General features: G+C 31.3%; 29 protein-coding genes. 5 read left to right on the top strand and 24 right to left on the bottom strand.

The window, feature by feature from the left end; genetic code table 11:
• Positions 1–3: 3 nt before the first annotated feature.
• The 9 genes from ACI389_RS06415 to ACI389_RS06375 form a co-directional block, all read right to left on the bottom strand.
• A complete protein-coding gene (locus tag ACI389_RS06415) occupies positions 4–1,395 on the bottom strand; it encodes a V-type ATP synthase subunit B (RefSeq protein ID WP_439780707.1) in 1,392 nt (463 codons plus the stop codon).
• 2 nt (positions 1,396–1,397) lie between these two features.
• Positions 1,398–3,140 carry an ATP synthase subunit A gene (locus ACI389_RS06410; protein WP_439780706.1) on the bottom strand — a complete coding sequence of 581 codons (1,743 nt, stop codon included), beginning with the start codon at positions 3,138–3,140 and terminating at the stop codon, positions 1,398–1,400.
• The gene (locus ACI389_RS06405) at positions 3,137–3,454 is read right to left on the bottom strand and encodes a V-type ATP synthase subunit F (protein ID WP_439780705.1); all 318 of its coding nucleotides are present in this window, start codon (positions 3,452–3,454) and stop codon (positions 3,137–3,139) included. The genes ACI389_RS06410 and ACI389_RS06405 overlap by 4 nt, the downstream gene beginning before the upstream one ends.
• Positions 3,451–4,605, bottom strand: coding sequence for a V-type ATP synthase subunit C (locus ACI389_RS06400; protein ID WP_439780704.1), 1,155 nt, complete (start codon positions 4,603–4,605; stop codon positions 3,451–3,453). Before ACI389_RS06400 ends, ACI389_RS06405 begins: the two co-directional genes overlap by 4 nt.
• Positions 4,606–4,621: 16 nt before the next feature.
• Complete coding sequence (locus tag ACI389_RS06395) at positions 4,622–5,233, bottom strand: V-type ATP synthase subunit E (protein ID WP_439780703.1); 612 nt, start codon at positions 5,231–5,233, stop codon at positions 4,622–4,624.
• 13 nt (positions 5,234–5,246) lie between these two features.
• Positions 5,247–5,732 carry a V-type ATP synthase subunit K gene (locus ACI389_RS06390; protein ID WP_069573492.1) on the bottom strand — a complete coding sequence of 162 codons (486 nt, stop codon included), beginning with the start codon at positions 5,730–5,732 and terminating at the stop codon, positions 5,247–5,249.
• A gap of 68 nt (positions 5,733–5,800) precedes the next feature.
• Positions 5,801–7,801, bottom strand: a complete 2,001-nt coding sequence (locus ACI389_RS06385) for a V-type ATP synthase subunit I (RefSeq protein ID WP_439780702.1) — start codon at positions 7,799–7,801, stop codon at positions 5,801–5,803.
• A 9-nt stretch (positions 7,802–7,810) separates the two neighbouring features.
• Positions 7,811–8,125 (bottom strand): V-type ATP synthase subunit H, encoded by a 315-nt coding sequence (locus ACI389_RS06380; protein WP_439780701.1) that lies wholly within the window; start codon positions 8,123–8,125, stop codon positions 7,811–7,813.
• Between the two features lie 163 nt (positions 8,126–8,288).
• Positions 8,289–8,639 (bottom strand): hypothetical protein, encoded by a 351-nt coding sequence (locus ACI389_RS06375; protein WP_439780700.1) that lies wholly within the window; start codon positions 8,637–8,639, stop codon positions 8,289–8,291.
• A gap of 61 nt (positions 8,640–8,700) precedes the next feature.
• Between ACI389_RS06375 and ACI389_RS06370 the strand changes: the two genes are divergently transcribed.
• Positions 8,701–9,030 carry a hypothetical protein gene (locus ACI389_RS06370; RefSeq protein ID WP_439780699.1) on the top strand — a complete coding sequence of 110 codons (330 nt, stop codon included), beginning with the start codon at positions 8,701–8,703 and terminating at the stop codon, positions 9,028–9,030.
• Here ACI389_RS06370 and ACI389_RS06365 read toward each other — a convergent pair.
• The 9 genes from ACI389_RS06365 to ACI389_RS06325 all read right to left on the bottom strand — a co-directional run bounded on the left by ACI389_RS06365 (position 9,020) and on the right by ACI389_RS06325 (position 16,929).
• A complete protein-coding gene (locus ACI389_RS06365; protein ID WP_439780698.1) occupies positions 9,020–9,358 on the bottom strand; it encodes a hypothetical protein in 339 nt (112 codons plus the stop codon). The genes ACI389_RS06370 and ACI389_RS06365 overlap by 11 nt on opposite strands.
• Before the next feature lies 1 nt (position 9,359).
• Entirely contained in the window at positions 9,360–9,869 is a 510-nt protein-coding gene (locus tag ACI389_RS06360) for a nitroreductase family protein (protein ID WP_439780697.1), read from the bottom strand.
• A 1-nt stretch (position 9,870) separates the two neighbouring features.
• The gene (locus ACI389_RS06355; protein WP_439780696.1) at positions 9,871–10,674 is read right to left on the bottom strand and encodes a citryl-CoA lyase; all 804 of its coding nucleotides are present in this window, start codon (positions 10,672–10,674) and stop codon (positions 9,871–9,873) included.
• A gap of 58 nt (positions 10,675–10,732) precedes the next feature.
• A complete protein-coding gene (locus tag ACI389_RS06350; protein ID WP_439780695.1) occupies positions 10,733–11,605 on the bottom strand; it encodes a fumarate hydratase in 873 nt (290 codons plus the stop codon).
• A 4-nt stretch (positions 11,606–11,609) separates the two neighbouring features.
• Positions 11,610–12,512, bottom strand: coding sequence for a peptidase (locus tag ACI389_RS06345; RefSeq protein WP_439780694.1), 903 nt, complete (start codon positions 12,510–12,512; stop codon positions 11,610–11,612).
• Between the two features lie 5 nt (positions 12,513–12,517).
• Positions 12,518–13,927 (bottom strand): MmgE/PrpD family protein, encoded by a 1,410-nt coding sequence (locus ACI389_RS06340; protein WP_439780693.1) that lies wholly within the window; start codon positions 13,925–13,927, stop codon positions 12,518–12,520.
• Between the two features lie 148 nt (positions 13,928–14,075).
• Positions 14,076–14,564 carry a hypothetical protein gene (locus ACI389_RS06335; protein ID WP_439780692.1) on the bottom strand — a complete coding sequence of 163 codons (489 nt, stop codon included), beginning with the start codon at positions 14,562–14,564 and terminating at the stop codon, positions 14,076–14,078.
• On the bottom strand, positions 14,565–15,461 hold the full coding sequence (locus ACI389_RS06330; RefSeq protein WP_439780691.1) for a DUF3100 domain-containing protein: 897 nt from the start codon (positions 15,459–15,461) through the stop codon (positions 14,565–14,567).
• Between the two features lie 199 nt (positions 15,462–15,660).
• Positions 15,661–16,929, bottom strand: a complete 1,269-nt coding sequence (locus ACI389_RS06325; RefSeq protein WP_439780690.1) for a TiaS agmantine-binding domain-containing protein — start codon at positions 16,927–16,929, stop codon at positions 15,661–15,663.
• A 59-nt stretch (positions 16,930–16,988) separates the two neighbouring features.
• On the opposite strand from ACI389_RS06325, the gene ACI389_RS06320 reads away from it, so the two are divergent.
• Both ACI389_RS06320 and ACI389_RS06315 read left to right on the top strand, forming a co-directional pair.
• Complete coding sequence (locus ACI389_RS06320; protein ID WP_439780689.1) at positions 16,989–17,921, top strand: transcriptional regulator; 933 nt, start codon at positions 16,989–16,991, stop codon at positions 17,919–17,921.
• Between the two features lie 9 nt (positions 17,922–17,930).
• On the top strand, positions 17,931–18,317 hold the full coding sequence (locus tag ACI389_RS06315; RefSeq protein WP_439780688.1) for a hypothetical protein: 387 nt from the start codon (positions 17,931–17,933) through the stop codon (positions 18,315–18,317).
• On the opposite strand, the gene ACI389_RS06310 is transcribed toward ACI389_RS06315, so the two are convergent.
• On the bottom strand, positions 18,314–19,009 hold the full coding sequence (locus tag ACI389_RS06310; protein ID WP_439780744.1) for a hypothetical protein: 696 nt from the start codon (positions 19,007–19,009) through the stop codon (positions 18,314–18,316). The genes ACI389_RS06315 and ACI389_RS06310 overlap by 4 nt on opposite strands.
• Positions 19,010–19,116: 107 nt before the next feature.
• The gene (locus ACI389_RS06305; protein WP_439780687.1) at positions 19,117–19,455 is read right to left on the bottom strand and encodes a heavy metal-binding domain-containing protein; all 339 of its coding nucleotides are present in this window, start codon (positions 19,453–19,455) and stop codon (positions 19,117–19,119) included.
• A gap of 169 nt (positions 19,456–19,624) precedes the next feature.
• Here ACI389_RS06305 and serA point away from each other — a divergent pair, with 169 nt between their 5' ends.
• Positions 19,625–21,199, top strand: a complete 1,575-nt coding sequence (gene serA / locus ACI389_RS06300) for a phosphoglycerate dehydrogenase (RefSeq protein ID WP_439780686.1) — start codon at positions 19,625–19,627, stop codon at positions 21,197–21,199.
• A 79-nt stretch (positions 21,200–21,278) separates the two neighbouring features.
• Here serA and ACI389_RS06295 read toward each other — a convergent pair whose 3' ends face one another.
• Genes ACI389_RS06295 through ACI389_RS06280 form a run of 4 tightly spaced genes read right to left on the bottom strand, consistent with a single transcriptional unit; the run spans position 21,279 to position 23,890 of the window.
• On the bottom strand, positions 21,279–21,959 hold the full coding sequence (locus tag ACI389_RS06295; protein ID WP_439780685.1) for a Mov34/MPN/PAD-1 family protein: 681 nt from the start codon (positions 21,957–21,959) through the stop codon (positions 21,279–21,281).
• Entirely contained in the window at positions 21,956–22,678 is a 723-nt protein-coding gene (locus tag ACI389_RS06290; protein WP_439780684.1) for a tRNA(His) guanylyltransferase Thg1 family protein, read from the bottom strand. Before ACI389_RS06290 ends, ACI389_RS06295 begins: the two co-directional genes overlap by 4 nt.
• Complete coding sequence (locus ACI389_RS06285) at positions 22,678–23,442, bottom strand: aspartate dehydrogenase (protein ID WP_439780683.1); 765 nt, start codon at positions 23,440–23,442, stop codon at positions 22,678–22,680. Before ACI389_RS06285 ends, ACI389_RS06290 begins: the two co-directional genes overlap by 1 nt.
• 46 nt (positions 23,443–23,488) lie before the next feature.
• Positions 23,489–23,890, bottom strand: a complete 402-nt coding sequence (locus tag ACI389_RS06280) for a PRC-barrel domain-containing protein (RefSeq protein ID WP_439780682.1) — start codon at positions 23,888–23,890, stop codon at positions 23,489–23,491.
• 159 nt (positions 23,891–24,049) lie between these two features.
• Here ACI389_RS06280 and ACI389_RS06275 point away from each other — a divergent pair, with 159 nt between their 5' ends.
• Complete coding sequence (locus tag ACI389_RS06275; RefSeq protein ID WP_439780681.1) at positions 24,050–24,772, top strand: tRNA-binding protein; 723 nt, start codon at positions 24,050–24,052, stop codon at positions 24,770–24,772.
• Positions 24,773–24,784 lie beyond the last annotated feature (12 nt).

The following is a 24,784-nucleotide window of genomic DNA, read 5'->3' as shown; positions in this document are numbered from 1 at the left end:
AGATTATTCATCTTTAGGAAGGTATTGTTCAATAAATTCTTCTTTAACCCTTTTGAGTTCGGATTTAGGTAAGATTTTAAGTAAACTCCAACCAAGATCTAAAGATTCAAAGATAGATCTATCTTCATCTTTACTTTGAGTAATGAATTGGTTTTCAAATGCTTCAGCAAATTCTAAGAATTTTTGATCTCTTTCAGTAAGTGCTTCTTCCCCTACAACCGCAACTAAGTCTCTTAATTCACGACCTTCTGCATATGCAGAATAGAGTTGGTCAGATACACCACTGTGATCATCCCTAGTTTTTTCTCCACCAATACCACCACTCATCAAACGAGAAAGTGAAGGAAGTACATCTACAGGAGGGTAAATACCTTTCCTTGAGAGTTCCCTACTTAATACAATTTGTCCTTCAGTAATATAACCAGTTAAATCAGGGATTGGGTGAGTAATATCGTCTTGAGGCATAACTAAGATAGGCATTTGAGTAATAGAACCTTCTTTACCATCAATACGTCCTGCTCTTTCATAAATACCTGCGAGGTCAGTGTACATGTAACCAGGATAACCTCTTCTTCCAGGTACTTCTTCTCTTGCTGCAGAAATTTCCCTTAAAGCTTCACAGTAGTTAGTCATATCAGTTAAGATAACTAATACTTGCATACCTAAGGTAAATGCATAATATTCAGCAGTAGTTAAAGCCATTTTAGGAGTTAAAATTCTTTCAATAGCTGGGTCGTCTGCTAAGTTCATGAATACTGTTAATTTTTCTAAAGCTCCAGTACGTTCGAAGTCTCTCATAAAGAAGTTTGCTTCTTCGTTAGTAATACCCATAGCAGCAAAGATTACTGCAAATTCATCATCTGCTCCTAATACTTTAGCTTGTCTAGCAATTTGTACAGCTAAATCATTGTGAGGTAAACCAGATCCTGAGAAAATAGGAAGTTTTTGTCCTCTTACTAATGTGTTCATTCCATCAATGGTAGAGATACCAGTTTGAATAAATTCTTCAGGGAATTCACGAGAAGCAGGGTTCATAGGAGCCCCGTTAATATCTAATTCTTCATCAGGAATAATTTCTGGTCCGCCGTCGATAGGTTTACCAATACCATTAAAGATACGTCCCATCATGTCTCTGGATACACCGATTTTTGCGGTTTGACCAGTGAATCTAGTTTTAGTATCTTTAGTGTTTAAGTCATTGGTTCCTTCAAATACTTGAATAACTGCAACATCTTTAGTTACTTCAAGAACTTGTCCACTTCTTTTTTCACCAGTAGGTGTTTCAATATCTACAATTTCATTGTAACCAACGCCTTCTACTCCTTCAACAACCATTAAAGGACCTGAGACTTCGGATACAGTAGTATATTCTCTAGTTTTAATATTTGTATTCATGTTTAAGCCTCACTGCATTGTTTTACAACTGCAGCTTGAATATCTGCAATTTTTGCATCAAATTCATCTTGTGGTATGTATTTCATTTTACCAATTTCTTCTTTAACAGGTAAAGCTGCAATAGTTGCAATTGGAGCTCCTCTGTTCACAGCTGCAAGAGATTCTTTGTAGAATAAGAGAATGGTTTTTAACATTTGATATTGTTTGGAAGGAGCACAGTAAGTGTCTACATCATCAAATGCATTTTGTTGTAAGAAATCTTCTCTTAACATACGGGTAGTTTCTAAAGTAGCTTGGTCAGCTTCAGGTAAAGCATCAGGACCAACTAATTGTACAATTTCTTGTAACTCGGATTCTTTTTGTAATAAACCCATAGCTTGGTCACGAGTTGCTCTCCAATCTGCAGCTACGTTTTCAGCCCACCAACCTTCAATACTGTCTACATATAATGAATAACTTTGTAACCAGTCAATTGAAGGGAAGTGACGTTTATCTGCAAGAGATGCGTCTAATGCCCAGAACACTTTACAGATACGTAATGTGTTTTGAGTAACAGGTTCGGATAAGTCCCCACCAGGAGGAGATACTGCACCAACTACGGAAATAGATGCTACATGAGGTTCTGAACCGATAGTTTCTACTCTTCCTGCTCTTTCGTAGAATTGAGCTAATCTGGATGCTAAATATGCAGGGTAACCTTCTTCCCCAGGCATTTCTTCTAATCTTCCAGAAATCTCCCTCATAGCTTCAGCCCATCTAGATGTTGAATCAGCCATAAGTGCTACATCGTAACCTTGGTCACGGTAATATTCAGCAATAGTAATACCAGTATATACACATGCTTCACGAGCTGCTACCGGCATGTTAGAAGTGTTTGCAATAAGAACAGTTCTGTCCATTAATGGGTTACCAGTTTTAGGGTCGTCAAGGAATGGGAATTCAGTAAGTACTTCAGTCATTTCGTTACCACGTTCTCCACATCCAATGTATACAACGATATCTGCATCTGCCCATTTAGCTAATTGTTGTTGTGTAACAGTTTTACCAGATCCAAAAGGACCAGGAATAGCTGCTGCCCCACCTTTAGCTACAGAGAAGAAAGTATCTTGTGCTCTTTGACCAGTTACTAAAGGTACATCTGGATCTAATTTCCTTACGTAAGGACGACTTTTTTTAACAGGCCATTTTTGGAGCATTTGTACTTTTTGTCCACCAACTTCAGCAATATCTTCTAAAATTGTGTATTCTCCTTCAGCTACAATTTCAGTAACTTCACCTTCAAGTGCAGGAGGAACCATAATTTTGTGTAATACTGCAGAGGTTTCTTGTACTTCACCAAGTACATCTCCAGCTTTTAAAACATCTCCAACTTTAGCAACAGGTTTGAATTCCCATTTTTTCTCTTTATCAATGGAATCTACATCAATACCTCTAGCAATGAAATCACCAGAAGCTTCTCTGATAATTCTTAAAGGTCTTTGAATACCATCAAAAATAGAACTCATTACACCAGGACCAAGTTCTACGGATAATGCTCCACCAGTACATTCAACTACTTCACCAGGTTGGATACCTGCTGTTTCTTCATATACTTGGATAGTTGCGGTGTCACCTTCAAGCTCGATAATCTCTCCAATAAGCTTTTCGTTACCGACCCTAACCATCTCAAGCATCTGAGCCCCTCTCATACCATCTGCTACAATAACAGGCCCAGCAATCTTAATAATATTTCCTTCAATAATCATTTAACCATCTCTACCCCGATAACTCTTTTAATAAGGTCATTTATTTGATCAGATGATCCTTCAGAGGACCCATCTTTATCAGGTATTTCAATTATCATTGGTAAAACACTTGAACCAATTTTCCTATTAATATGTTCTCTTATTTCATTTGCCATTAATTGAGTAATGATAATAATTGAAATTTCGTCTTCTAAAAATTTATCAAAAGCTGCAATAGCTTCTTCAGAAGTTTTTACAACAACTGATTGTTTGACACCACCAAGTCTAAAACCAGAAACAGTGTCAATATCACCAATAACTGCTACTGAACTCATATTAACATCTCCATGATTTTATCATTAGGGAAGTCTGCTTCTCTTTTTGCTCTTGCAATAATTTTTAAATTTTTAATTTCACTTTCTTTTTGACTTAAATAACCAATAATTGGACCAATACCTAATGGTTTTTTAACTGATAAAGATTTTGAATATTCAGAAGCGTAAACATCTAATGCTTTCTCAAATACTGCAACTGATCCAGTTTCATTATAAACTGGCATTACATCGGTTAATGCACTAGCATATTTGGTACCTTCTAATCCAGATACTACATTTGTAACATCAGGAGATTCCATTAAATCTTTAAGTTTCCATTCACGTAATTGGTATCCTTCATCTAATATATAAGGAGAGATTGCATCATAATCAAGGCCATCTTCTTTAGCCCTTATAATTAGTTTAAGATTAGCTACATCCACTTTAGTTCCAACATATGAGTATAAAATTTGTTTGTTTTCATCAGAAGGAACATCAGTAGAACGTAATAATTTGCCCAAGTAATATTTATCTAAAGCAGATTCTAATGGAAGAATCATGTTAGTATTTTCATATTGTGGAAGAGCATCTTCTAAAACTGTTGCATATTCAGTATTATCCAAACTTGTAATGACATCAGTTACATTATCAGTATCAGCTAAAGATACTAAGTCTTTGTATAAAGCACCGCAAGGAATTAATAATTCTTTGGTTTCATCAGCATCATAGCCAACTTCTTTTGCAGTTAAAATACTTTTGATATTATCAATGTCTGCTTTTTTAGACATGATCACAAAAGGAGCTTTAATATCTTTAGGAGCTAACCTTGCAATAAATTCGTAAGTATTAGCACGTTCAACATCTAATGCTTTATCAAGTGGATATTCATCTAGAACATCAGCATATTCAGGAACACCTTTGAGATAATTTTCAACTTCTTCAACGTCATTAGATTCAACAATCTCAGAAATTTGCTTTTCGTCAAATAATCTTCCTTTTCTAGCTCTTACTCTTGCACTTGGATTAAGATAAGGATAAATGTCCAAAATTGGTCTAGATGTAATGATTACTACTACTGCACCAACAACAAGTAATGAGATTACACAAAATACTAAAAATGTTTCCTGTGTAAGTCCTGCAGAACTTATTAAAGTAGCAATTTGATCTGCCATAATTTATCCTCCTAATTTATTTAAATAATACATTAGCAACTTCACTACGTAAGATACTTTTAAATCTTTCTAATCTTGCTTCAATAGTGTTATTTACTTCAATATCTCCATTACTGGTTTTTAAGATTGCTCCACCAATAACATCGATAGGTTCACCTAATTCGAATTTGATTCCTTCAATTTCGAAAACATTACCTGAAGATAATTCACTTTTAAATTGATTTGTGTCAGCTTCATTTAATTGAATAATTAAATCATTAGTACCGATTTCATCAGCAGCTTCTTTAATCATTTTAACTAATGAATCTTCATAATCTGCACTTTTTGAGGAAGCTTTTTCTTTTAATTCACCAACAGCTTGACTGAAAGCTGCTTCAATTACTTCTTCTTTAGCGCCTAATTTTGCTCTACGAGCATTCATCTTAGCTTCAGAGATAATTTGCTGATATCTCATATCAGATTGTTTTTTACCATTTTCTAAGATTCTTGTTTTTTCAACTTCAGCAGTTTTATCAGCTTTTGATTGAATAGCTGAAACTTCTGCAGTAACCTCTTGAATGATTACATCAGCTTTCTCTTGGGCTTCAGACATAATGCTTAAAACAATTTTATCTGTGCCTGAGCTCATATAAAATGCCTCCTTAACCTAAGATTCCACCGAATACCATAAGTAAAATAGCAATCAAGAAACCGTAAATAGCTTGTGTCTCTGGTAATGCAGAGAAAATAATACCACGAGCAAACATATCATTGTCTTCTACAATAGCTCCAACAGATGATGCTGCTGCCATACCTTGTCCCATACCGGAACCTAAACCAGCGAAACCAATAGATGCACCTACACCGATAGCTACAATACCAGCTTCAGTAGGTAATCCTTGACCTCCACCTAATAATCCTGAAAATACTAATAATAAGATTGCAACCAAGAAACCGTAAATAGCCTGAGTTTCTGGTAATGCAGAGAAAATAATACCTCTTGCAAACATGTCATTGTCTTCTGCTACTGCTCCTACAGAACCAGCAGCTGCCATACCTTGCCCTAAACCGGAACCTAAACCGGCAAATCCAATTGCTACTCCAGCACCAATAGCTGCTAAAGCAGTACCTAAAGCAATTTCTACCATATTTAATTCACCTTTGAAATAATATTGATTTTATAATTTAATTTAAATATAAATGAAAAATTTTTAATTTATTTAAGTTTTGTAAATATTCTATTTGCTTTGAAAGCTTCGAATTTTCCTTTACCACTCATGAAGAATTGTGAAAAGAACTCTACATAGTTAAGACGTAAAGCGTTAATAAATGCACCTAATACTTGGAAAGCGAAGTTTGCAATATGTCCGAATATAAAGATTAGTATCGCAATTACAATACCTACAACTGGAACCATATTATTTAACATTACTGCTAAAATGTTTACTGTCATAGCAATACCACCAGTAGCTAAACATAATGCTAAAAGACGTGCGTAGGATAAAACATCCCCCATGTAACCAAAAATATCCATTACACCATATGCACCATTAGCCCATATTAACATTCCAATAGTTGCAATAATTAAAATTCCTCCTAAAACCATTCCAATCATACCTACTGCAGGCATCATGAAACCTAAAGCGAGGAGAACAATACCAGCTTCGAAAACAAACCAACAAATTTGAGATCCGATAGCCTCTTTCACTTTACCGTATCTTAAGTTGTCGATAGCACCAATAATGAAACCAATGTTGGTGTAAAGAAGACCAAGTCCAATAGCTATTATTAAAATAGTATCAGGGTGTTTGAATGCTTCAACAGGAGCAAATACGGTTGGTAAACGGAATCCTAAAATCCTTTCTGGGAAATCCCCAATAAAACCATTAGTTATCAAACCTAAAACAACTGCCCACAGACCAGACCATACCAAAATCCAACCAAATGAGCGCATAGATTCTTTAACTTTACCTAAACCTTTAATTAATACAACACCAATTAAAGATACAACTAATCCATAAACTGCATCGGTCAAACAAAAACCGAAGAATAATGGAAATGTGATTGCAACAAAGATTGTTGGGTCGATTTCATTGTAACGTACTGGAGAGTACATATCTACAAGGAATTCGAAAGGTTTTGAATACCATCCATTTTGTTGTAAAACAGGAACATCTTCATCGTCAGTACCTTCAATTTCAATAGTTTCAAAGGCACAATGTCCCTCAGAACTTTTTTCAACTAATTGTTCAACTTCTTCAGTGTCTTTTACAGGCACCCATGCTTCAAGAACATAAGCATCTTTAGTTTGAACAAAAGATGAAAGAATTTCGTTCTTATCTTTTTCATTTTCTAATTGTTCTTTGAGAGCTAAAATTTCATCATCCCATTGCTCAGCGACTGCTCTTAATTCAGTTTTAACAGCAGCACGTTCTGATTCAATAGTTAATAAACGAGCATCAGCACTTGAAATAACATGCTGAGGAGTACCTTCAACATTACCTATTTCAATTTTCTCAAAGTCGAATTTACGAAGTGTTGAATAAACATCATCACTAAATTCTTTTAATGTTACTACAGCAATGATTTCACCATCATCATCGTCCATAGGAACAGTAAATAATTCTAATTCATCAGTCAATTTACTTAATTCATTTTTGATTTCTGAAGTAGATTCAGCATTAATCCTTCCAACAGTAGTAGAAGTGTACTTTGAATCTTTTAAAAGCGCTAAATCCATGTCAAAATTAGATAAACGTTTAGCTAAACTTTTATTAGACTTTAGTTCACTTGTTTCTGAGTCAAGTGCAGCAAGTTTGCCTTCAATAACGCTTGTTTTACTTTCCACCTTGGCTAAAGTTTCTTCAGCTTTTTCAATAAAAGCCTCAGTATCTAATCTTTCTACTTCTTTTTGAACTGGTATATCAGGACTAATAAAAGACATCAAAGTGTCTTTTAACCCATGGCCTTCTGATATAGAATTTCCTAACAGTTCAGATATACCATTTGTTTTCATGAGAAGTGAAGATAACTTACCAGTATATGGTGTAGCTTTTGAAGGAGTTACTAATTCTGCTAATTCAGGATCTTGCTGAATGCTTTCAGAAATATCACTGACTTGTATAAGCCCAGATTCGTGGAGAACATCCACTGTAGGTACTACATACTTATCAAGTGTAACAATTCTAATTTTACGCATTCTAGCTGTCTTGAACATAAACTCACACTACAATATATTTTTGACAATAATAGCAGCAGCCTCGTCAACATTGCCCATAGCTTTTTCTTTTAAAGATTTAACTTCATCTTTGGACTGTTCAGCGATAGACTGTGCTTCTTTTTTAGCCTTATCTTCTGCATCAAAAACAGTTTTTTGAGCTTCCTCTTCTGCTGCAATTTTAACTTCTGAAATGGATTCTTCAGCTTTTAATTTAGCATCAGCAATCATATCTTTTGATTGGTCTTTTGAATCCGCAATAAGTTGTTCAGCATCAGATTCTGCTTTTTTTATCATTGCGATTGCGTCTGATATCTCTGCCATAATTAATCACCATGGTGTAATTATTTTTGTTGTGTAATATATATATCTTTTACTATCTAAAATTAAAAAAAATAATTAAAATTGAAAATAATTAAAAAAAAATAATCGAAGTGATAATTTAATATGTAAAAAATTGATAAAAAAAGAATAAAAGATAAATTAATTATCTATAAAACCATCTTAACATTTTAGGAGGTAGTTTCTGTGTATAAGCAAGGATAGCAATTATAATTATAATTACACCTACTATAGCGAATTCTAAATTATATGGGAATTCAAGTAACATGTATCCTGCAACAGCAATAATAATACCTTCAAAAAAGAAAACAGCCTTTGTCCAACTAGGGTTGAACATAATAATCATATAAGCAAAAGCAATCATAATCAATATAATCGCAGTAGCAATGACATCATTTGTTATTGGCTGATGTCTCAAGAATGGTAAAATTCCCCATAGGATTAACAATATAGCCACTAACACTCCAAGTAGTTTAAACATTTTAATATTTGCCATAATAACACTAATTTTTATTTTAATTTCATAATATTTATATCATGCCATATAATATTAATACATGGAACGAGCAGTTTGGATAATATTAAACAATAATTTTTCACTAACATTAGACAGTGAAATAAAAAATGGAAAAATAGTAGATAAAAAATTCTCACCTGGGAGTGATTTATGGACATCAGAACTTCCACAATTGAGTTTTGAGGATAATCATATCCAAAAAGATTATGATACTTTCATCTCTGATATTATGACATTATTCACTGAACCAAGTGTTGATAAAGTATTTATTGATGCAAAATTAGGTGAAGAATCTGAATATATTAATTCTAAAGAACCTTTAGTTATAAGGAAAATAGAAGAATATAGTGTGGATGAAATTATAGAATAGCTGTAGCTTTTTTTAATATTTCATCTTCATTACTAAATTCCAATGGATTACCTTCAGCATCTACCTTCTCAATAGTAATTAACACATTTGGCGAAGCCCATAAATATGAATAAGTAAAATATACAACATTTATTATTAAAACTGGCCAAACATAAAAAAGAGCAATTATTAAACAAATTGCATGAATTAAAACATTACCATATCTTCTTTTATGCATTAAAATAAAATTATTATCAGTTTGAGCTACTTTAAATTTTTTCAAAGATAATTCTTGTGATATTTTTTCCATATCCTTTGAATCATCTGCAGGTAATATAAACAAATTCATTTTAATCCTTATATACTACAAACTCATTTAACTCTTTTCTTGGAGTTTCACGAGGTTCAGCATTACCATATCCAAGAGGAGTGAATAACACTACTTCTTCAGTTTCATCTAACTCTAAAAATTTATGTGCTTCATATTTCTTAAATGCACCAATATAACAAGTTCCAAGCCCTACATCAGTAGCTGCAAGAATCATATAATCCATTACAATAGTAGCATCAATATCTGCAATGTTTTTAGAATCCCATGGTCTTACCCATGCCTCATTTCTTAATGCAACAACAGCTAATACATATGGTGCTTCTACAAACCATTTTGCACCATAAATTTTAGACAATTCATCTTTATATTTTTTAGCATCAATTACATAAACTTTAAAAGGTTGGCTATTAACTCCTGTTGGAGCTATAGTTGCTGCTTTTAAAACATAATCAAGTTTTTCTTGCTCTACTTCTTTATCTAAATATCCTCTTACACTATATCTCTCATTAATCACATCTATAAATTCCATATTATCTTTCTCCTTGTTGATATATTACATCATCAAGATCACAAAATCTTCTAAATTCATCTTCATCCATTTTTTCTTCATGAATATGTGCAATAATACCTGGAATTCTACCAATTATAAATATACCTAATCCTAAATCTGGAGTAAAACCTAAATCTGATAAAATAGCTGCATTTGCACCATCTACATTAAGCCTAATTTGTTTTTTTTGGTATATTAAATCTTCAAGAGCTAATGCTAATTTTATATGAGGACCAATGAACCCTTCTTTAATAACTATTTCCATTAGTTTGTCTGCTCTTGGATCGACATTATGATACCTGTGACCAAAACCTGGTACCTTTTTGTCTTTAAGGATATATTCCTGATAAATTTCAATAGCTAAACTAGCAATTTGTTTATTATCAATTTCACTATCCTCAGTTAAATATAGAGAACTTATTTTTGATTGATATAATTCCATTGTCTTTTCAATAGCTCCAGCATGCTTATGTCCAAACGACAGTAATGCTCCAGCTACTGCTGAATTAACTGGTGAACCTGAAGAAGTAACAATACGTGCTGTCTGAGTACTTGGTGGAGTTACACCATGATCACAAAATGAAACAAGGACATGATTAAAAATTTTTCCTTCTATAATAGAAGGTAATCGTCCTTTTAAAAGTAAGAAAATCATATCACTATATCTTATTTTTTCAATTAAATCTCTTTGATTATACCCTCTTGTTACAATTTTATCTGTTTCAACACGTGAAATTGCTGTTTTCAAAGAATGTCTATCAATCTTAAAATTATTTTCTTGCATTTTACGTTACCTATTTTATCAATTATATTAAAAGTAATATTAAATTATATATAAATATTCACAATTTTAATGTCGCCACTCTTGGCTCAACAAAACAAGATGGTCTGATTGAAACTATTCTAACTCCACTTGCTCTTTGATTTCCAATATTCAAGTAAGTACCTAAAACTGTGGTTTTTCCACCAAATCCCATAGGTCCAATACCTGTTTCATTCAATCTTTGAGTTATCTTTTGTTCATACTCATTTTGATTATCTAAATTTCCATAAGCAATTGATTTTAATAGAAGAGAAGTTGCTTCATAATGTGTTCTACCTATACCAATTGATGGAATTGATGGAGTACAACCTAACATTTTTAGGGATTCTTCAAGCCATTCACATGCTGTGTTAATTACATTATCAAAAGATCTTTTATGATAAACTCTAAGTGTTTTTGCTCTGATTTCTGGACCTCCCCCCTCAAGCAAAAAATGAACATTTAATGTATCAGGAGAAATGTCCCTTTTATATGTGGATTCATCATTTACATTATCTATTAATATAGATGCTGGGCGAAGCATTCCAGGTCTTTCAAATAAACCTTCACTTTGCTCAATTCTTTGAATTTCATTCCCAATAACTGCCATTGGTCTTGCTGGAAGATTATTTAATCCTAATTCTATACCCTTATGAATCTGATTTATTAATTTTCCTGAAATCTCTCTATCTTCACCAATTTCAATAATTACATGAGGAATACCTGTATCATCACATAATGGGAACTTAATATCTTGAGCCACCTCGTAGTTTTTTAAAATTTGCTTCAATACCCATTCAGCATTCTCATTATCTTCCATACAAATAGCTCTTTTTAATGCATGAAATTTATCCTGAGAAAGAGTAGTAGATGCATCAATTATTGTTTTTGAAATATCTTCTAAAATACCCATATAATCACTCTGGAATAGATAAATCCTCAGATTTAACCGGAGATGCAATTGCATCTGGACAATATTCATTAATTATTCTTTTTACTAATGCCACTTGTTTAATACGTGCTATTGCTTCTTTTTCTGTTGTATCCCAATTATGAGTTGTAGCAACTGAACCACCAGTTTTTAAATAAACAGGAGATGCAACCTTAATAAATTTCGGAACTTCATAATGTCTAATAAATCCACCTGTAGATTTAGGATTTTCAGTATGTAAATCAATTGCCATATCACATGCATCTCTAATAGCTGCAATCATTGGAATTTGTAAATCTCTTACAGGATTAAGTGAATTAAGTCCTTGAGCTTCAAGTAGTTTTGCAGAAGCAGGATTAGAGTGACCTGCATGAGCAGATAATTTGAAATGAACATTCTCTGGGAGTTCACCATTATTTCTCATCTGATTTAATACCCATAGTAATCCTTCATCATATAATAATATCCCACGAACACCCAAGTTACAAGCTCTTTTAACATCTTCAATTGCATAAACTAAATTATCATAACCTCTAAGACGATACCCAATTCTACTTCCTTCCTTAGTGTGAACCGTTGCAGAAGTATCATAGGTTGCTCTTGGACCTACTGACAAAAATAATTCACATCCATAATCAATAGCTAAATCAACCATTTCTTTAATCTCTTCATTAGTCAACATCATTATTCCTTTTGTTTGAGTTATCCTATGAATAAAAATGTCCTGTTTGACTGATTCCTTTAGTAGAGCTTCCATTGTCTTTGGAGATTGGATTCCTGGAACTTCAAAGCGATACTGTCCACCATCACCAAAACGATTATCTGATTTAAAATCATCAAAAACTTCATTTATACCAATTTTTTTAAGGAATTCTTTTGTCTTTTCCATATTACCTACCCATTCAACTTACGAACAACATATCTCATATTATAATCTTCAAGAGAATCAATAATAGTTAACTTTTTAATGTCATAATGAGGATTTAACCCTTTAAATTTGTCAATTAGCTCTCTTAATTGTAGAGGATTTTCAAAATCTCCTTTTGGAAGGAATGTGATATTTTGAAAAATTCCATTTCTGAAAACATCATCCAACTTAATAATAACATTTGAAGGCCTTTTAGCAGGATATAACTCATTTAATTTATCATCTGATATAATGACCATTCCATTTACTATATTCTTAATAGCATTTACATCATCAACAGTAGAATAATTCTCTAAAAGCCCAAATTCTATTAGCTGATTAATTTTATCAATACTAACCTCGCCAACAACAAGAGAAATAGCAATTGCATATGGAAGACTCTGTTTTAGTTCCTCAATATTTTTAGGATGATAATTATTGTGCTCAGCTGCGATTTCATATGTTTTAACCGCAACATTTTGAATGTGATTATATTCATCACCAATACTTGCTTTAAGCTTCAGTGCAGTATCTATTGATGAATGCAAATGTCTACAGAAGGGATATTTTTTAAAGTAAATATCTCTAACTCTCACTTTCCCAATGTTTTTTAATGCATTTTCGAATGAAAATTCCCCCATATCCTGATTATCATCATCTAAAACCATTGTTTTTAAAAAACCTTCATCTCCTTCAAAAATAGTTCCACTACCAGTAAAACCATTTCTTGCAAGATATGCTGATAAAATACCATTATATGCTGCTTTACCAACATGAAGAACCTTACCCATAGATCCACCATGATCAGATTCTAGGAGACCTGCTGCTTGAGTTCCACATAAACCTAATGCATTTAGAGTTTGTTCTTCATCAAGTTTTAATAGTTTAGAAGCAACCACACCAGAAATAAATGTTCCAATTGTCCCTGTTGTATGAAATCCCCTATTTCTATGTTTAGGATTTACAAGTTGACCAAGTAAAATTCCAACTTCATAACCTACAATAACCCCTTCTAAAAATTCCTTACCAGTCAAATCATAAGCTTCTGAAATTGCAAGAGCAGTTGGAAATATTATAGCACCTAAATGAAGCTGAGCACCTCTATGACCATCATCCAACTCCAATACATGTGCAGCAATACCATTCACAAAAGCAACGCTTAAAATATCTGTTTTAAAGTCCTGACCAATGATAGATGCAGTTAAATTTGAATCAAATTTTGCTTGAAATATCTCCCCAATAGTATTTAAAGCAATAATTGGTGCTTCTTCACTCATCCCTCTATATGTTACTCCAAAAAAATCTAAAAAAGCAGCTTTTACAGTAGTTAGTGACTCCACAGTTGCTTGCTCATAGCGATAGTTTGATATAAATTTAGAAATATTTCGTAAAAACATAAAACACCTATCATAAATATATGTAAAAAGTAGTATTAAAATAGATAAGTTATGATTTTAACATGAAAAAATAGCTTCCACATATAATAAAAACATCAGATTTATACATTTAATCCATTTAACAATAGAATGTTAATATAAAAAAAGTTTAAATTGGAACACCTGTTAACACTAATATAATATGTGCTACAAATGCTGAACCTAAATATGTAGATGCAATAACAAGAATTGTAATAATAACTGCTCTTGAACCTAATGCTTTAAATTCATCCCAACTTTTACCCATACCAATACCTACATATGCTAAAAATACAGTAACGATAGATATTAATTCAACTTTAGAAACATAGTAAAGCAAAATTTCAGATGTAGGCATTCCAGGAAATGCAAGAACAATACCTATTATACTGATATAGATAATTGAGGAAATATCTAATGGTAAATATCTCTCCATCCAAACACCAATGAGAGTAATTAATGATAATATAAACATACCAATTAATGAATCACCAATAGGATGATGATATCCAATATAATTTCCAATGACAGTAATAATTGAAAATATAGTTAAAAGTAAAACCCAGTTCAAAATACCATGAACAGATATGTTTTCTGATTCATCAATAATATCAACCATTTATTCCTCCTCCTTTTCTACAACATGTTCTCTTCCGATTCTAGGCTCTAAAATAGCATATAATTTTTCTGTTAAAGGAATCGCAATAAACATTATAATATAAATACCAATAGAGAAAGAAAGCAAATTACTAAATCCTGCAAATGCTTCAATTTGTGTTGCTAATTGTGGAAATGCTGCAATAGTTGGAGCTAGTGAAGCAGCATTCATACTTGCACTACCCACACCACAAGCCATAGCAAATGCATATGGATGTAATGGTATGATTGAAACACAAATACTAGTTAAAAAACTAATGAATACTGTTCCAATAATTGTTCCAACAATAAAAAGTGCAAAAATACCTCTTGATTCAGGTGAATTAAATCCATATTTATCAACAATGACTGCAACTTCCGGTTCACGACCAATAGATGAAGTCATACCAATAGATTCTCTTTTAAATCCAAGTAATAATGCAACCGGAAGTGCAATTAAAATTGTAGCCAAATGTCCTAATTCTTGTAATATTAAAGCTGGACCCATTTCAAAAATTAAATGAATGGATTGACCACTGGAAACTGCTAATTTTGCAATTAAAACTCCAATAAATAGCATCATTGCTCCTTCAGCAACTCTAGATTGTTTTCTTTGAATCCAAAAAATAGGCTTTGCTAAATAAAATACCAAACCTAAAATCATTGTATATAATAAAGGCATTATTGAAACGGATACCCCATCAGATATAGTAATTTTCTGTGGCCCAATAAATTCAGCAATGATAACTAAAAATAACACACTAAAGTGCAACCCATAATCCTTCCATGGATTCTTCTTTAAAATACGCCTATCTGTCTTATCACGATAGATATGCTTAATATCTTCCACGTTATTATCTTTCTCTGATATTATTGCCAACCCCTAAAAACAAAGTATACTTTTAAACTTAAATTATACTCTTAAAATTATCATATATAAATTAATAGGAAATATTTTTCAAGAGTTCTAAAAAATAGAATAAAACTAATGGAAAACACTTAATTATTTCACTAAAAGTGAATTAAATAAAAAATATTATAATCCATTAATACCATTTATAAGAAAGCACCACCATTATTTAATTAAAATCCATTCTACAAAGAGGTTTTGAAAGATGTCTTCTTGCTGAAACGGGTGTTTCATAAAATTGAGCATTTTTTAAAAAACGAGGTATATTAATAGGAACTTTTTTATTTGACTGAATTTTATTACCACATTTTTTGCATTTAAATCCCTTATTTTTACCAGCAGAAGTCATTCTTTTTCCACATTCACAGATTGGATTTTTATATTCGATATCATTTAATTTGATAACTTGAAACTTCTCAATATTAAATGTATTCTGTTTTCCAATTCCCCCATAAACTTTTATGATATCACCGGGACGTAGATTAGAAACTACTTTTCTAAAATTTTTAGTTGGTTCATAAGCACCACATTCAATCTCACCAGTTTCATCAAAGATATAAAAGAACATATGACCCCCATCGATTATTGTTGGTTTATTTTTAACTTCCCCTATGACTTCATAACATCCAAATTGTTTCATAGATGAAATATTATCTGCTTTTTGGATATGCATATCAGTATGTTGATTTGTTTTAAAAATACACCAATCCACAATAGGTTCTGAAACTTTAACTATATTTTTCGCCTTTATGAGTGACTCAACAGTGTTTGATCTAATCCCATATAATACAGGGCAAGGTGTTTTAGGTTCAATTGCAATATAATCTTCTGAATAGTCAATGTTTTCAAAAGTATCTGGAAATGTTTGCTTATCCATTTCATAAACAGATTCATAATCAATTTGCCTTTTGGTTCCATAATTCTCAGATGCACGATAAGCTAATAATTCAAAAGTATAATCTTTTAAAGGTAGACTAATAGCTGCAATGGAGCCAATAATTCCTCTTCCTTTTTTAAATTTATGAATTTCACATTCAATAGAGCGACCAAACTCCTCAGCTTCCTCAATTGTAATAAATTCATAAATTGCCTTAAATGCATAATCTTCCATTTCCTTTGTAATTTCCCCATCATAGAAAATTACTCCAGGATTTGTATTATCACAATCAAACATGGATAATTTTTCAACTTCATCTAAAACAATTTTTTTGGCTAAATTCACATTATTGTCATTTGGAATCCTTAAACTAACTCCACCATTTCCACGAGTTTTAAAACGAGCAAAAGGATTTAACCTTATCAAACGTGGATAATCAACTAGTTTAATTCCATTTTCCTCAAATTTATTAATAATTTGACTTGCTAAATATGTAGTACACATCCCATCAGGGGAGTCTGTATCATCTATTCCAATATGTAAAATATTAATTATAATCACCTTAAATATACAAATATATTAGAGTTAAAACAATATATAGTTTAAACAGAGGAATCACTATGTTAACTAGAGGAAACTTGTTACAACAAACTGAAAAATTATTAAAATCACAGGGTTTTAAAACTTCAGATATATATGAACAAGGGTCATTTGATCTTGTAGCAAGAAAAAACTTGTTAATTTTGCTTTTAAAAACATTTTTAAATATTGATAGTATTAACGAACAGAACGCTCATGAAATGAAGCAATTAGCAAATATATTCTTTGCTTCTCCAATAATTATTGGAGAAAAATCAAGAAATGGTATTCTTGAAGAAGGAGTAATTTATGAGAGATATGATATTCCAACAATAGGATTTGATACTTTTAAAAACATGATTTTATACAATGAATTTCCTGAAATTTTAGCAGATCGTGGTGGTTATTTTGTTAAAATTGATGGTAATGTTATAAAACAATATCGTGAAGAATATTCAATGTCCCTTAAAGATTTAGCAAGTCTTGCACATGTATCTCGAGCAACAATGTACAAATACGAAAATGGTATTGTTCGTGCAAATACTGAAACTGCAATGATTTTAGAAGAAATATTGAATACAAAAGTTACTCTAGATATTGATTTATTAAAGCAACCTAAAAAAGACAATATTGAATATAGTGATGATGTTAATGACTTATCAAAGTTAGGTTATGGTGTTTTATCAACTAATAAAAGTCCATTTGATGCCGTTGCAAAAATGAAAACTTCAGATAAACATTCACCATTAATGGCAAATGTTGAAAAAAATAGAAGTGAAAAAACATTGAAAAGAATGGCAATTCCTCTAAAAGATTTATCATTAGTTACAACATCAGAACCTGTTTTTATAATAAATAACGATAAAATTAAAGAATCTATTGGTACAATCCCAGTTATTAAATCCTGGGAGTTAAAAGAATTTGAAAACCCAAAAGAGTTATTAAAAATGATTAGAGAAAGAAAAGACAGTTAGCGTGATTATATGGAAAATTTACAAATTACTGATATGGAAAATCATCCAATAAAATGGGTATGCAACTTTAAAGGACAAACAGCTATTGGAATTTGTGGTAAAACCCAAAAAATAGCCATGTTTGCATCAGATGATAGAGTTTCAAAAATACTAGATGATATTGTAATTGGAACTGATGAAGCACAAGAAGGTTATGGCTGTGAAGAAAAAGATAGGTGCTGTAATTTTGAATGTGAACATTGCGAAATTTCACCAAGACAATATTTACAAATCACAGGTAAAAAACCATCTAACAAAAATATAAAAGATTTAATCAATGGTTTAGCTGATTTAAATAAATCACTTGAAGAAGAAAACCTCGTTCCTTTTGAAGAATACGAAATTGTTAAATTTTAGTATTCTTTTAAAAGAGTAAAATCTTCACGAGCTTCTTCAACCTTAGCCACACCAATTGAAATTAAATCAATATAATCTATTTTTTTATAGAATTCAAATGCTTCTTTAGGTTTTAAAACACCACATGCTAAAATCCTAGAAGCAATTACTTTTTTATTTAAACTAATTAATTTTTGCTTAAATTCTTCCCTTTGAGCTACATTAAATGCAGTTATATCCATCATATAAGAAATAGCATTAAAGGGAACCATATAAAAGTCAAATAAATCCATCTCCAAATTTTCAGGAATTAACTCTGTTGTTCTAAGTGGAAATGAAGTAATCAATCCTGAAATAGAATCTGTGTCATTAATACTTGACAAGATCTTTGAGGTTAATCTCCAGTCATATGCATCAACAATAAATTCATCAACTAACATCAATGGACAATCATAATTACTGAATAAATCAATGTCTCCTTCCCAATCTGCCTCCTTTGCAATTTCATAATTTGGATTTAAATAATCAACATCACTTTTACCTATAGTTGCTATTACTTTCATCTCACAACCTTGCTCACATGCAATATCATAAGCTTTTAACAATTGAGCATCATTGAAAAGATTAATGGCTCTAACCCCTTGATTATAAGATTCTACAATAACCTCAGCAATAGCTTGGGGATTATCATACAAATCCCTTTTATATAACATTGATCTATGCCCCAAAAATGGTTCAGCCACAAATGGAGAATATCCAAGAATTGTTTTTGGGATTATTTTATCTTTATGAAGTAATTCATCAAAAAACATTAAAAACACTATTCTTTTTCAATTACAACTGCAGTTCCATATGTTAAAACTTCTTGCATATTTTCAGAAATACTATCAGAATCCATTCTAACAGAAATAATAGCATTTGCTCCTAATTCTTTTGCATGTTCAATGCATCTATCAATTGATTCCTCTCTTGACTCTTCCATCATTTTAACATACTGTTTAACTTCCCCACCAAGAAGTCCTTTGAGACTAGCACCTATATCTCCACCGAGACCTCTTGCACGTACTGTTAATCCATACACAAACCCTTTACATTCAACAACCTTATAACCTGAAATATAATTTGCACTTGACATTGGGAAATCTTCAATTTTTACCATAATATCACCATTATAACTATGTTACTCGTCAAATACATATATAATTTTTTATAAACAAAAAATGTTTATTTTAAAAAATAATAGACTATCAATTGGAAAATTGAAACCTTTTAAATAATATAAAATACATAATTTATTAATGAATATTTATTAAATTATGGTGAAAAAAATGAAAGTACTTATCGCTGATGCTATTAACGAAAAGGGTATTGAAAATTTGAAAGAAGTTGCTGATGTTGTCGTTGACACTAGCATTACTCCTGAAGAATTAGCAAATACCATTCATGAATACAATGGAATTGTAGTAAGAAGTCGTACAAAATTAACTGCAGATATTATCGAAAAAGCAGACAATTTACAAATTATCGCAAGAGCAGGTGTTGGAGTAGACAACATAGACCTCAATGCTGCAACTGAAAAAGGTATTATGGTTGTAAATTCCCCAGAATCAACTTCAGTTACTGTAGCTGAACATACTATGGGATTAATTTTAAGTATGGCACGTAAAATCTCCATTGCTGATAAATCTGTTAAAGAAGGAAAATGGGAAAAGAAAAAATTCATGGGTGTAGAACTTAGAAACAAAACCCTCGGTGTAATCGGAATGGGAAGAATTGGATCTCAAGTAGTAAACAGATGCAAAGCATTTGGAATGGATGCAATGGCATACGATCCATATTTACCAGAAGAAGTTGCAAAACAAATGTGTGTAAAATTAACTGATTTAGAAACTGTTCTTAAAAATGCAGACTTTATCACAATTCATGTACCACTCACCCCTGAAACCAAACACTCAATTTCCACAGAACAATTTGAAATAATGAAAGATACTGCGTTTATCGTAAATTGTGCTCGTGGTGGAATCATTGATGAAGACGCTTTATACGATGCATTAATTAATGATAAAATCGGTGGTGCAGCTCTTGATGTATATGAAGAAGAACCACCTGCTGAAGATTCAAAATTATTTGAACTTGACAACATTGTTTTAACTCCTCACATTGCTGCTTCAACTAAAGAAGCTCAAAGAGATGCAGCTATTATTGTAGCTGATGAAATTATTGATTTAGCAAAAGGAAACACTCCTAAAAATGTATTAAACCTTCCTCGTATCGATAAAAATACTTACAATGAATTAGCTCAATACATGGAATTATGTGAAAAATTAGGTAGTTTCGTATCTCAAGGAATTAACGGAAAAGTTAAAGAAATCGAAATTATTTATAGTGGAGAACTTTCTGAAATTGATAACCTCGAAATATTATCCAGAACTGTTATTCAAGGTGTTGTAAACCCATTCTTAAGCTCCCCAGTAAATACAGTTAATGCTGCATTAGTTGCTAAAGACAGAGGAATTAGCATCACTGAAGGTAGAAATAATAACTCCAAAGGATATGACTCCTTAATTAAAGTTATTGCTAAAAACGGAACTGAAACTTTCACCGTCGAAGGAACTCAATTACATGAATCCAGAATTTTAAAAGTAAATGATTATTGGGTTGACGTTATTCCTAAAGGACATATGTTCATTGCTAAATATGAAGATGTTCCTGGAAGTATTGGTAAAATTGGCACCAAATTAGGTGAACATAATATAAATATTGGAATTATGCAAGTTGGAAGAGATGAAAAAGGTGGAAAAGCCATCATGGTTTTAACTTTAGATAAAGAAGTTCCAAAAGAAGTAATTAGTGAACTCCAAGCTTTAGATAACATATATGAAGCTACTGGAATTGAATTATAAAAAACAATTTTCACCATAATTGTTTTTTATTTTTTTATTAAAATTTTCTAAAAAATAACCTGCCATTTAAAAAAAAAAATTAGTCTTTGGGTTCTCTTGAAATTTTTTTGACACTACCATCTTCATATAATTCTATTCTTATTATATTATTTTGCAGATTATCATTTGTTTGATTTCTTTTCTCAAATTCATCATACTGATTAACTTTTTCTTCATCAATATTTTGGAAAAATTCATCATCATCTTCATCAAAGAATCCAGGATGAAACTCATCATTATCAGTTAATACATCCTCTTCATCAAAGAATCCCTCAATATCCTCATTAATTAAATAACTATAATCACCAACACTGTATTCAATAGGGTTTCCATGCCCATCATATGCTCTGAATGTTTCATAAGAATAAGGTAAACATACAATCATATGAAAATATCCATTTTTAGAAAAAGTCATTAAATCAGCACTGGATGGACTCGCACTTGGTCCGGGATGAGAATGAACTGATCCAAAGTATTTTGTGTTCATTGGAAGAATTTCAGTATGAACTACTGCTCCAGTTTCGCAAGTTTCACCTGGGATAAATATCAAACTAGTAATGTACAATATTTTATTTCTAATTTTACCATCAAAAAATGCTAGAAATTCATTGGGATAAGCCTGTTTTGAATAATAGATTACAGAATCTAAAACTTCCTTATCAACTCTAACTTCTTGGAATTCATCATCATTATTGCCAAATAATCTTGAAATAAAACTCACTTTAAAACACCTATTTTACTAAAGAAATCTCTGCTAAACTTTTCAAGATTCCAATCAGTGCATACATAACTTCTATATGATACCTGTTCTTTATTTTCTTTTTTATTAAATCCCACTATTTTTTTATTCTTCCTATATACTGCTATTCCTCTTTTTTTATAAGTATCAATATTGTTTAAATTGATTCCATTTTTAAACAATAATTCATGTATATCACTCAAACTCATACCATTTATTTTATCGTTTGATACATTATTTGGATACTTAGACTTTAAGTAACATATACCATGAGAATTAACACAATTTCTCCAAGATTCATCTTGTCTCCATTTGAAATATTCTAAAATGTTATCATCTAAAATTGGGATAACTCGTGAGTCAAAAGCAGGAGGTTTTCTAAATTTTGTATTATAGTTAATAGCAAAAGAACTAGCTGCAAAACTAGCCATCACAGAATCAATTTTTTCAATTCTACCATTAAATGGGACATTGTCAAAAAGCATACTTATTTCATCTGAAAAAGCATAAACAAAAATAGGTGAAAACTCTTTAAATAAATCTTCACAAACACAAGAAAAAACATTATAGAAATTATCATCATATGGTTTAATTAAATCTAAATCACGAGCTAATTGATGAAAATTCCTACCATCTAAACGAACAATAATTTTAGAGTTTTTTGGAACTTTTAGTGAAGAATAAACTTCGTATTCTTTCATTACATACCCACACTAATGGTTTCATTGAAACTTTTAAGTAATCTAATTGCTGAAAGTGCAGCAAGCATACTTGTTTTAGGATTAGTTTCACAAGGGAAGTTCATAGTGGTTGTTTTAAATTCTCCAAAGTCCCCTTTAGCAGTGATTTCATGAACATTTCTATCCACTTTAGGATCAACAATGATTTTTACATCAATATCTTTATTACATGCCATACTAATTGTTGCTGCAACATTAATGTTTAATGGGAATTGCTTAACCGCTTCAGAAGCTTTTCCTTCAAATAACACTTCCTCAGAATCAATATCCTTCCCAAGTGATCTTGGAGACTTACGAGTTACAAGACTAATCTCTTTAAGACCAAATTTAGCTACTGCTTTAATTCCATCTAAACCAACAACAGCCCCTGAAGGCAAATGTACTTTAGCATTGTTCTCCCTAGCTATTTTTGAAACATTATTATGGAAATCTAAATCCATGAACGCACCAATACTCATAATAATCATGTCAATTCCTTTTTTAAGAACTATTGGAGCATATTCTTTAACTGAATCAGGTGAAGCACATTCTAAAACTAAATCCACATTGTTTAACATGTCATTGAAATCAAGTACTGCTACACCACCAGCTAAACTTGCTAAATTTTCTGCTCTTTCAACATCTTTATCAAAAAAGTACGCAATTTCAATTCCATTATTTTCAGGAGCAATACTACTTGTAATAATATTAGCAATAGCTCCACAACCTATAATGCCAACTTTCATGAACAACACCATTAAAAAAAAAAATTAAAAAAATAGATAAAAGACATTATGGTCTTTCATTGTTAAATTGGATTTGTGTTTCTTGTGGTTGAGTTTCAGCTTGTTTTGGAACTACAGCATCAGGAACTTGTGGATCATTATTAACTTTTTTAATGTCTCTTGGGTTAATTAACATAATATCCCCAATAGCTTGGACTTTATCAAAATCAACTGTTAATAAATCATTTTGGAAAGATTTCATGTCATTTTCCTCTGGAATTTCTCCACGAATAGTACCTAAAAATGAATTAAGAACTCCAGCAGGTTTTCTTTCATGTTCAATAGCTCTAACTTGTAATTTTGAAATAGTTCCTAACCTAATATTAAGAACAACATCTTCAACACGACCAACATAATGTCCTGTGTTAGTATAAATATCTAAACTGCGTAATTTTGAAACTTCTACCATTTTTACACCACAATAATTTTGAATAAATATGTATAAATTTATTTTATTGTTAATATAAATAGTTTTTTATTTTTAAATAAGTTAAATAAGTCTTATTTTACAAAAAAATTTATTAAATTATAAATTTAAAGTATAATCTAGATAAAAAGGAGACTTGAAATGTGGGATACAACAAAAGATTATAGAATTTTAGTAGCAAGTAAAGCAAGGGAAAATTATCTAAATCTCATTCCAACAGCATCTTTTAGAGGAAGTTGGAATAAAAAACAAGCTATTGACCTTGGAAAAGAAATGAATAGTGACTTCCAATCATTAATTTATTCTTACTTAGAAGGAGATGAATTAGTAAACTCTCCAGACGTTACATCATTAAAAGAAAAAGGAGAAAAAATTATTGAATATTTAGGAGGACCAGAATGGAATAAAAAGTTCTTAAGCAATGCTCCTAAAGAAGATAGAGAAAAAACCCAAGAAAATATTGCAAAAGTGAGATTTTTCTTAGATACTGTTATTGGTCTAAAAGATAGATTAGCTCTTGGCCCAATTAATGATCCAATTATCGGAGTTGATATTAAAGTTGGAGAAGTAATGAGTGTTACAAAGCATCCTAAAAATGATAAATTATTAATTTGTAATGTAAATCTTGGTAAACGTGCAATTACTGTCCTTACTAATGATTTGAATGTTAAAGATAATAACCGAGTTGGTGTCTCATTACTCCCACCACAGTCATTTAGTGATATCGTAAGTGAAGGAATGTTTCTTGGAATGAACGGAAATATCCTTAAAGATGTTGAAGGAGAACTTGGTCAAATGCCAAAAGGAATCCCAATGGAATCCCTTAATGAAACACGTAACCTTATTGAAAACTATTTAAAATAAGTTTAATTACTT

This window comes from Methanobrevibacter sp. (assembly GCF_051877095.1).
Lineage (GTDB): Archaea > Methanobacteriota > Methanobacteria > Methanobacteriales > Methanobacteriaceae > Methanocatella.
This window is presented reverse-complemented; position numbering and strand designations above follow the sequence as displayed.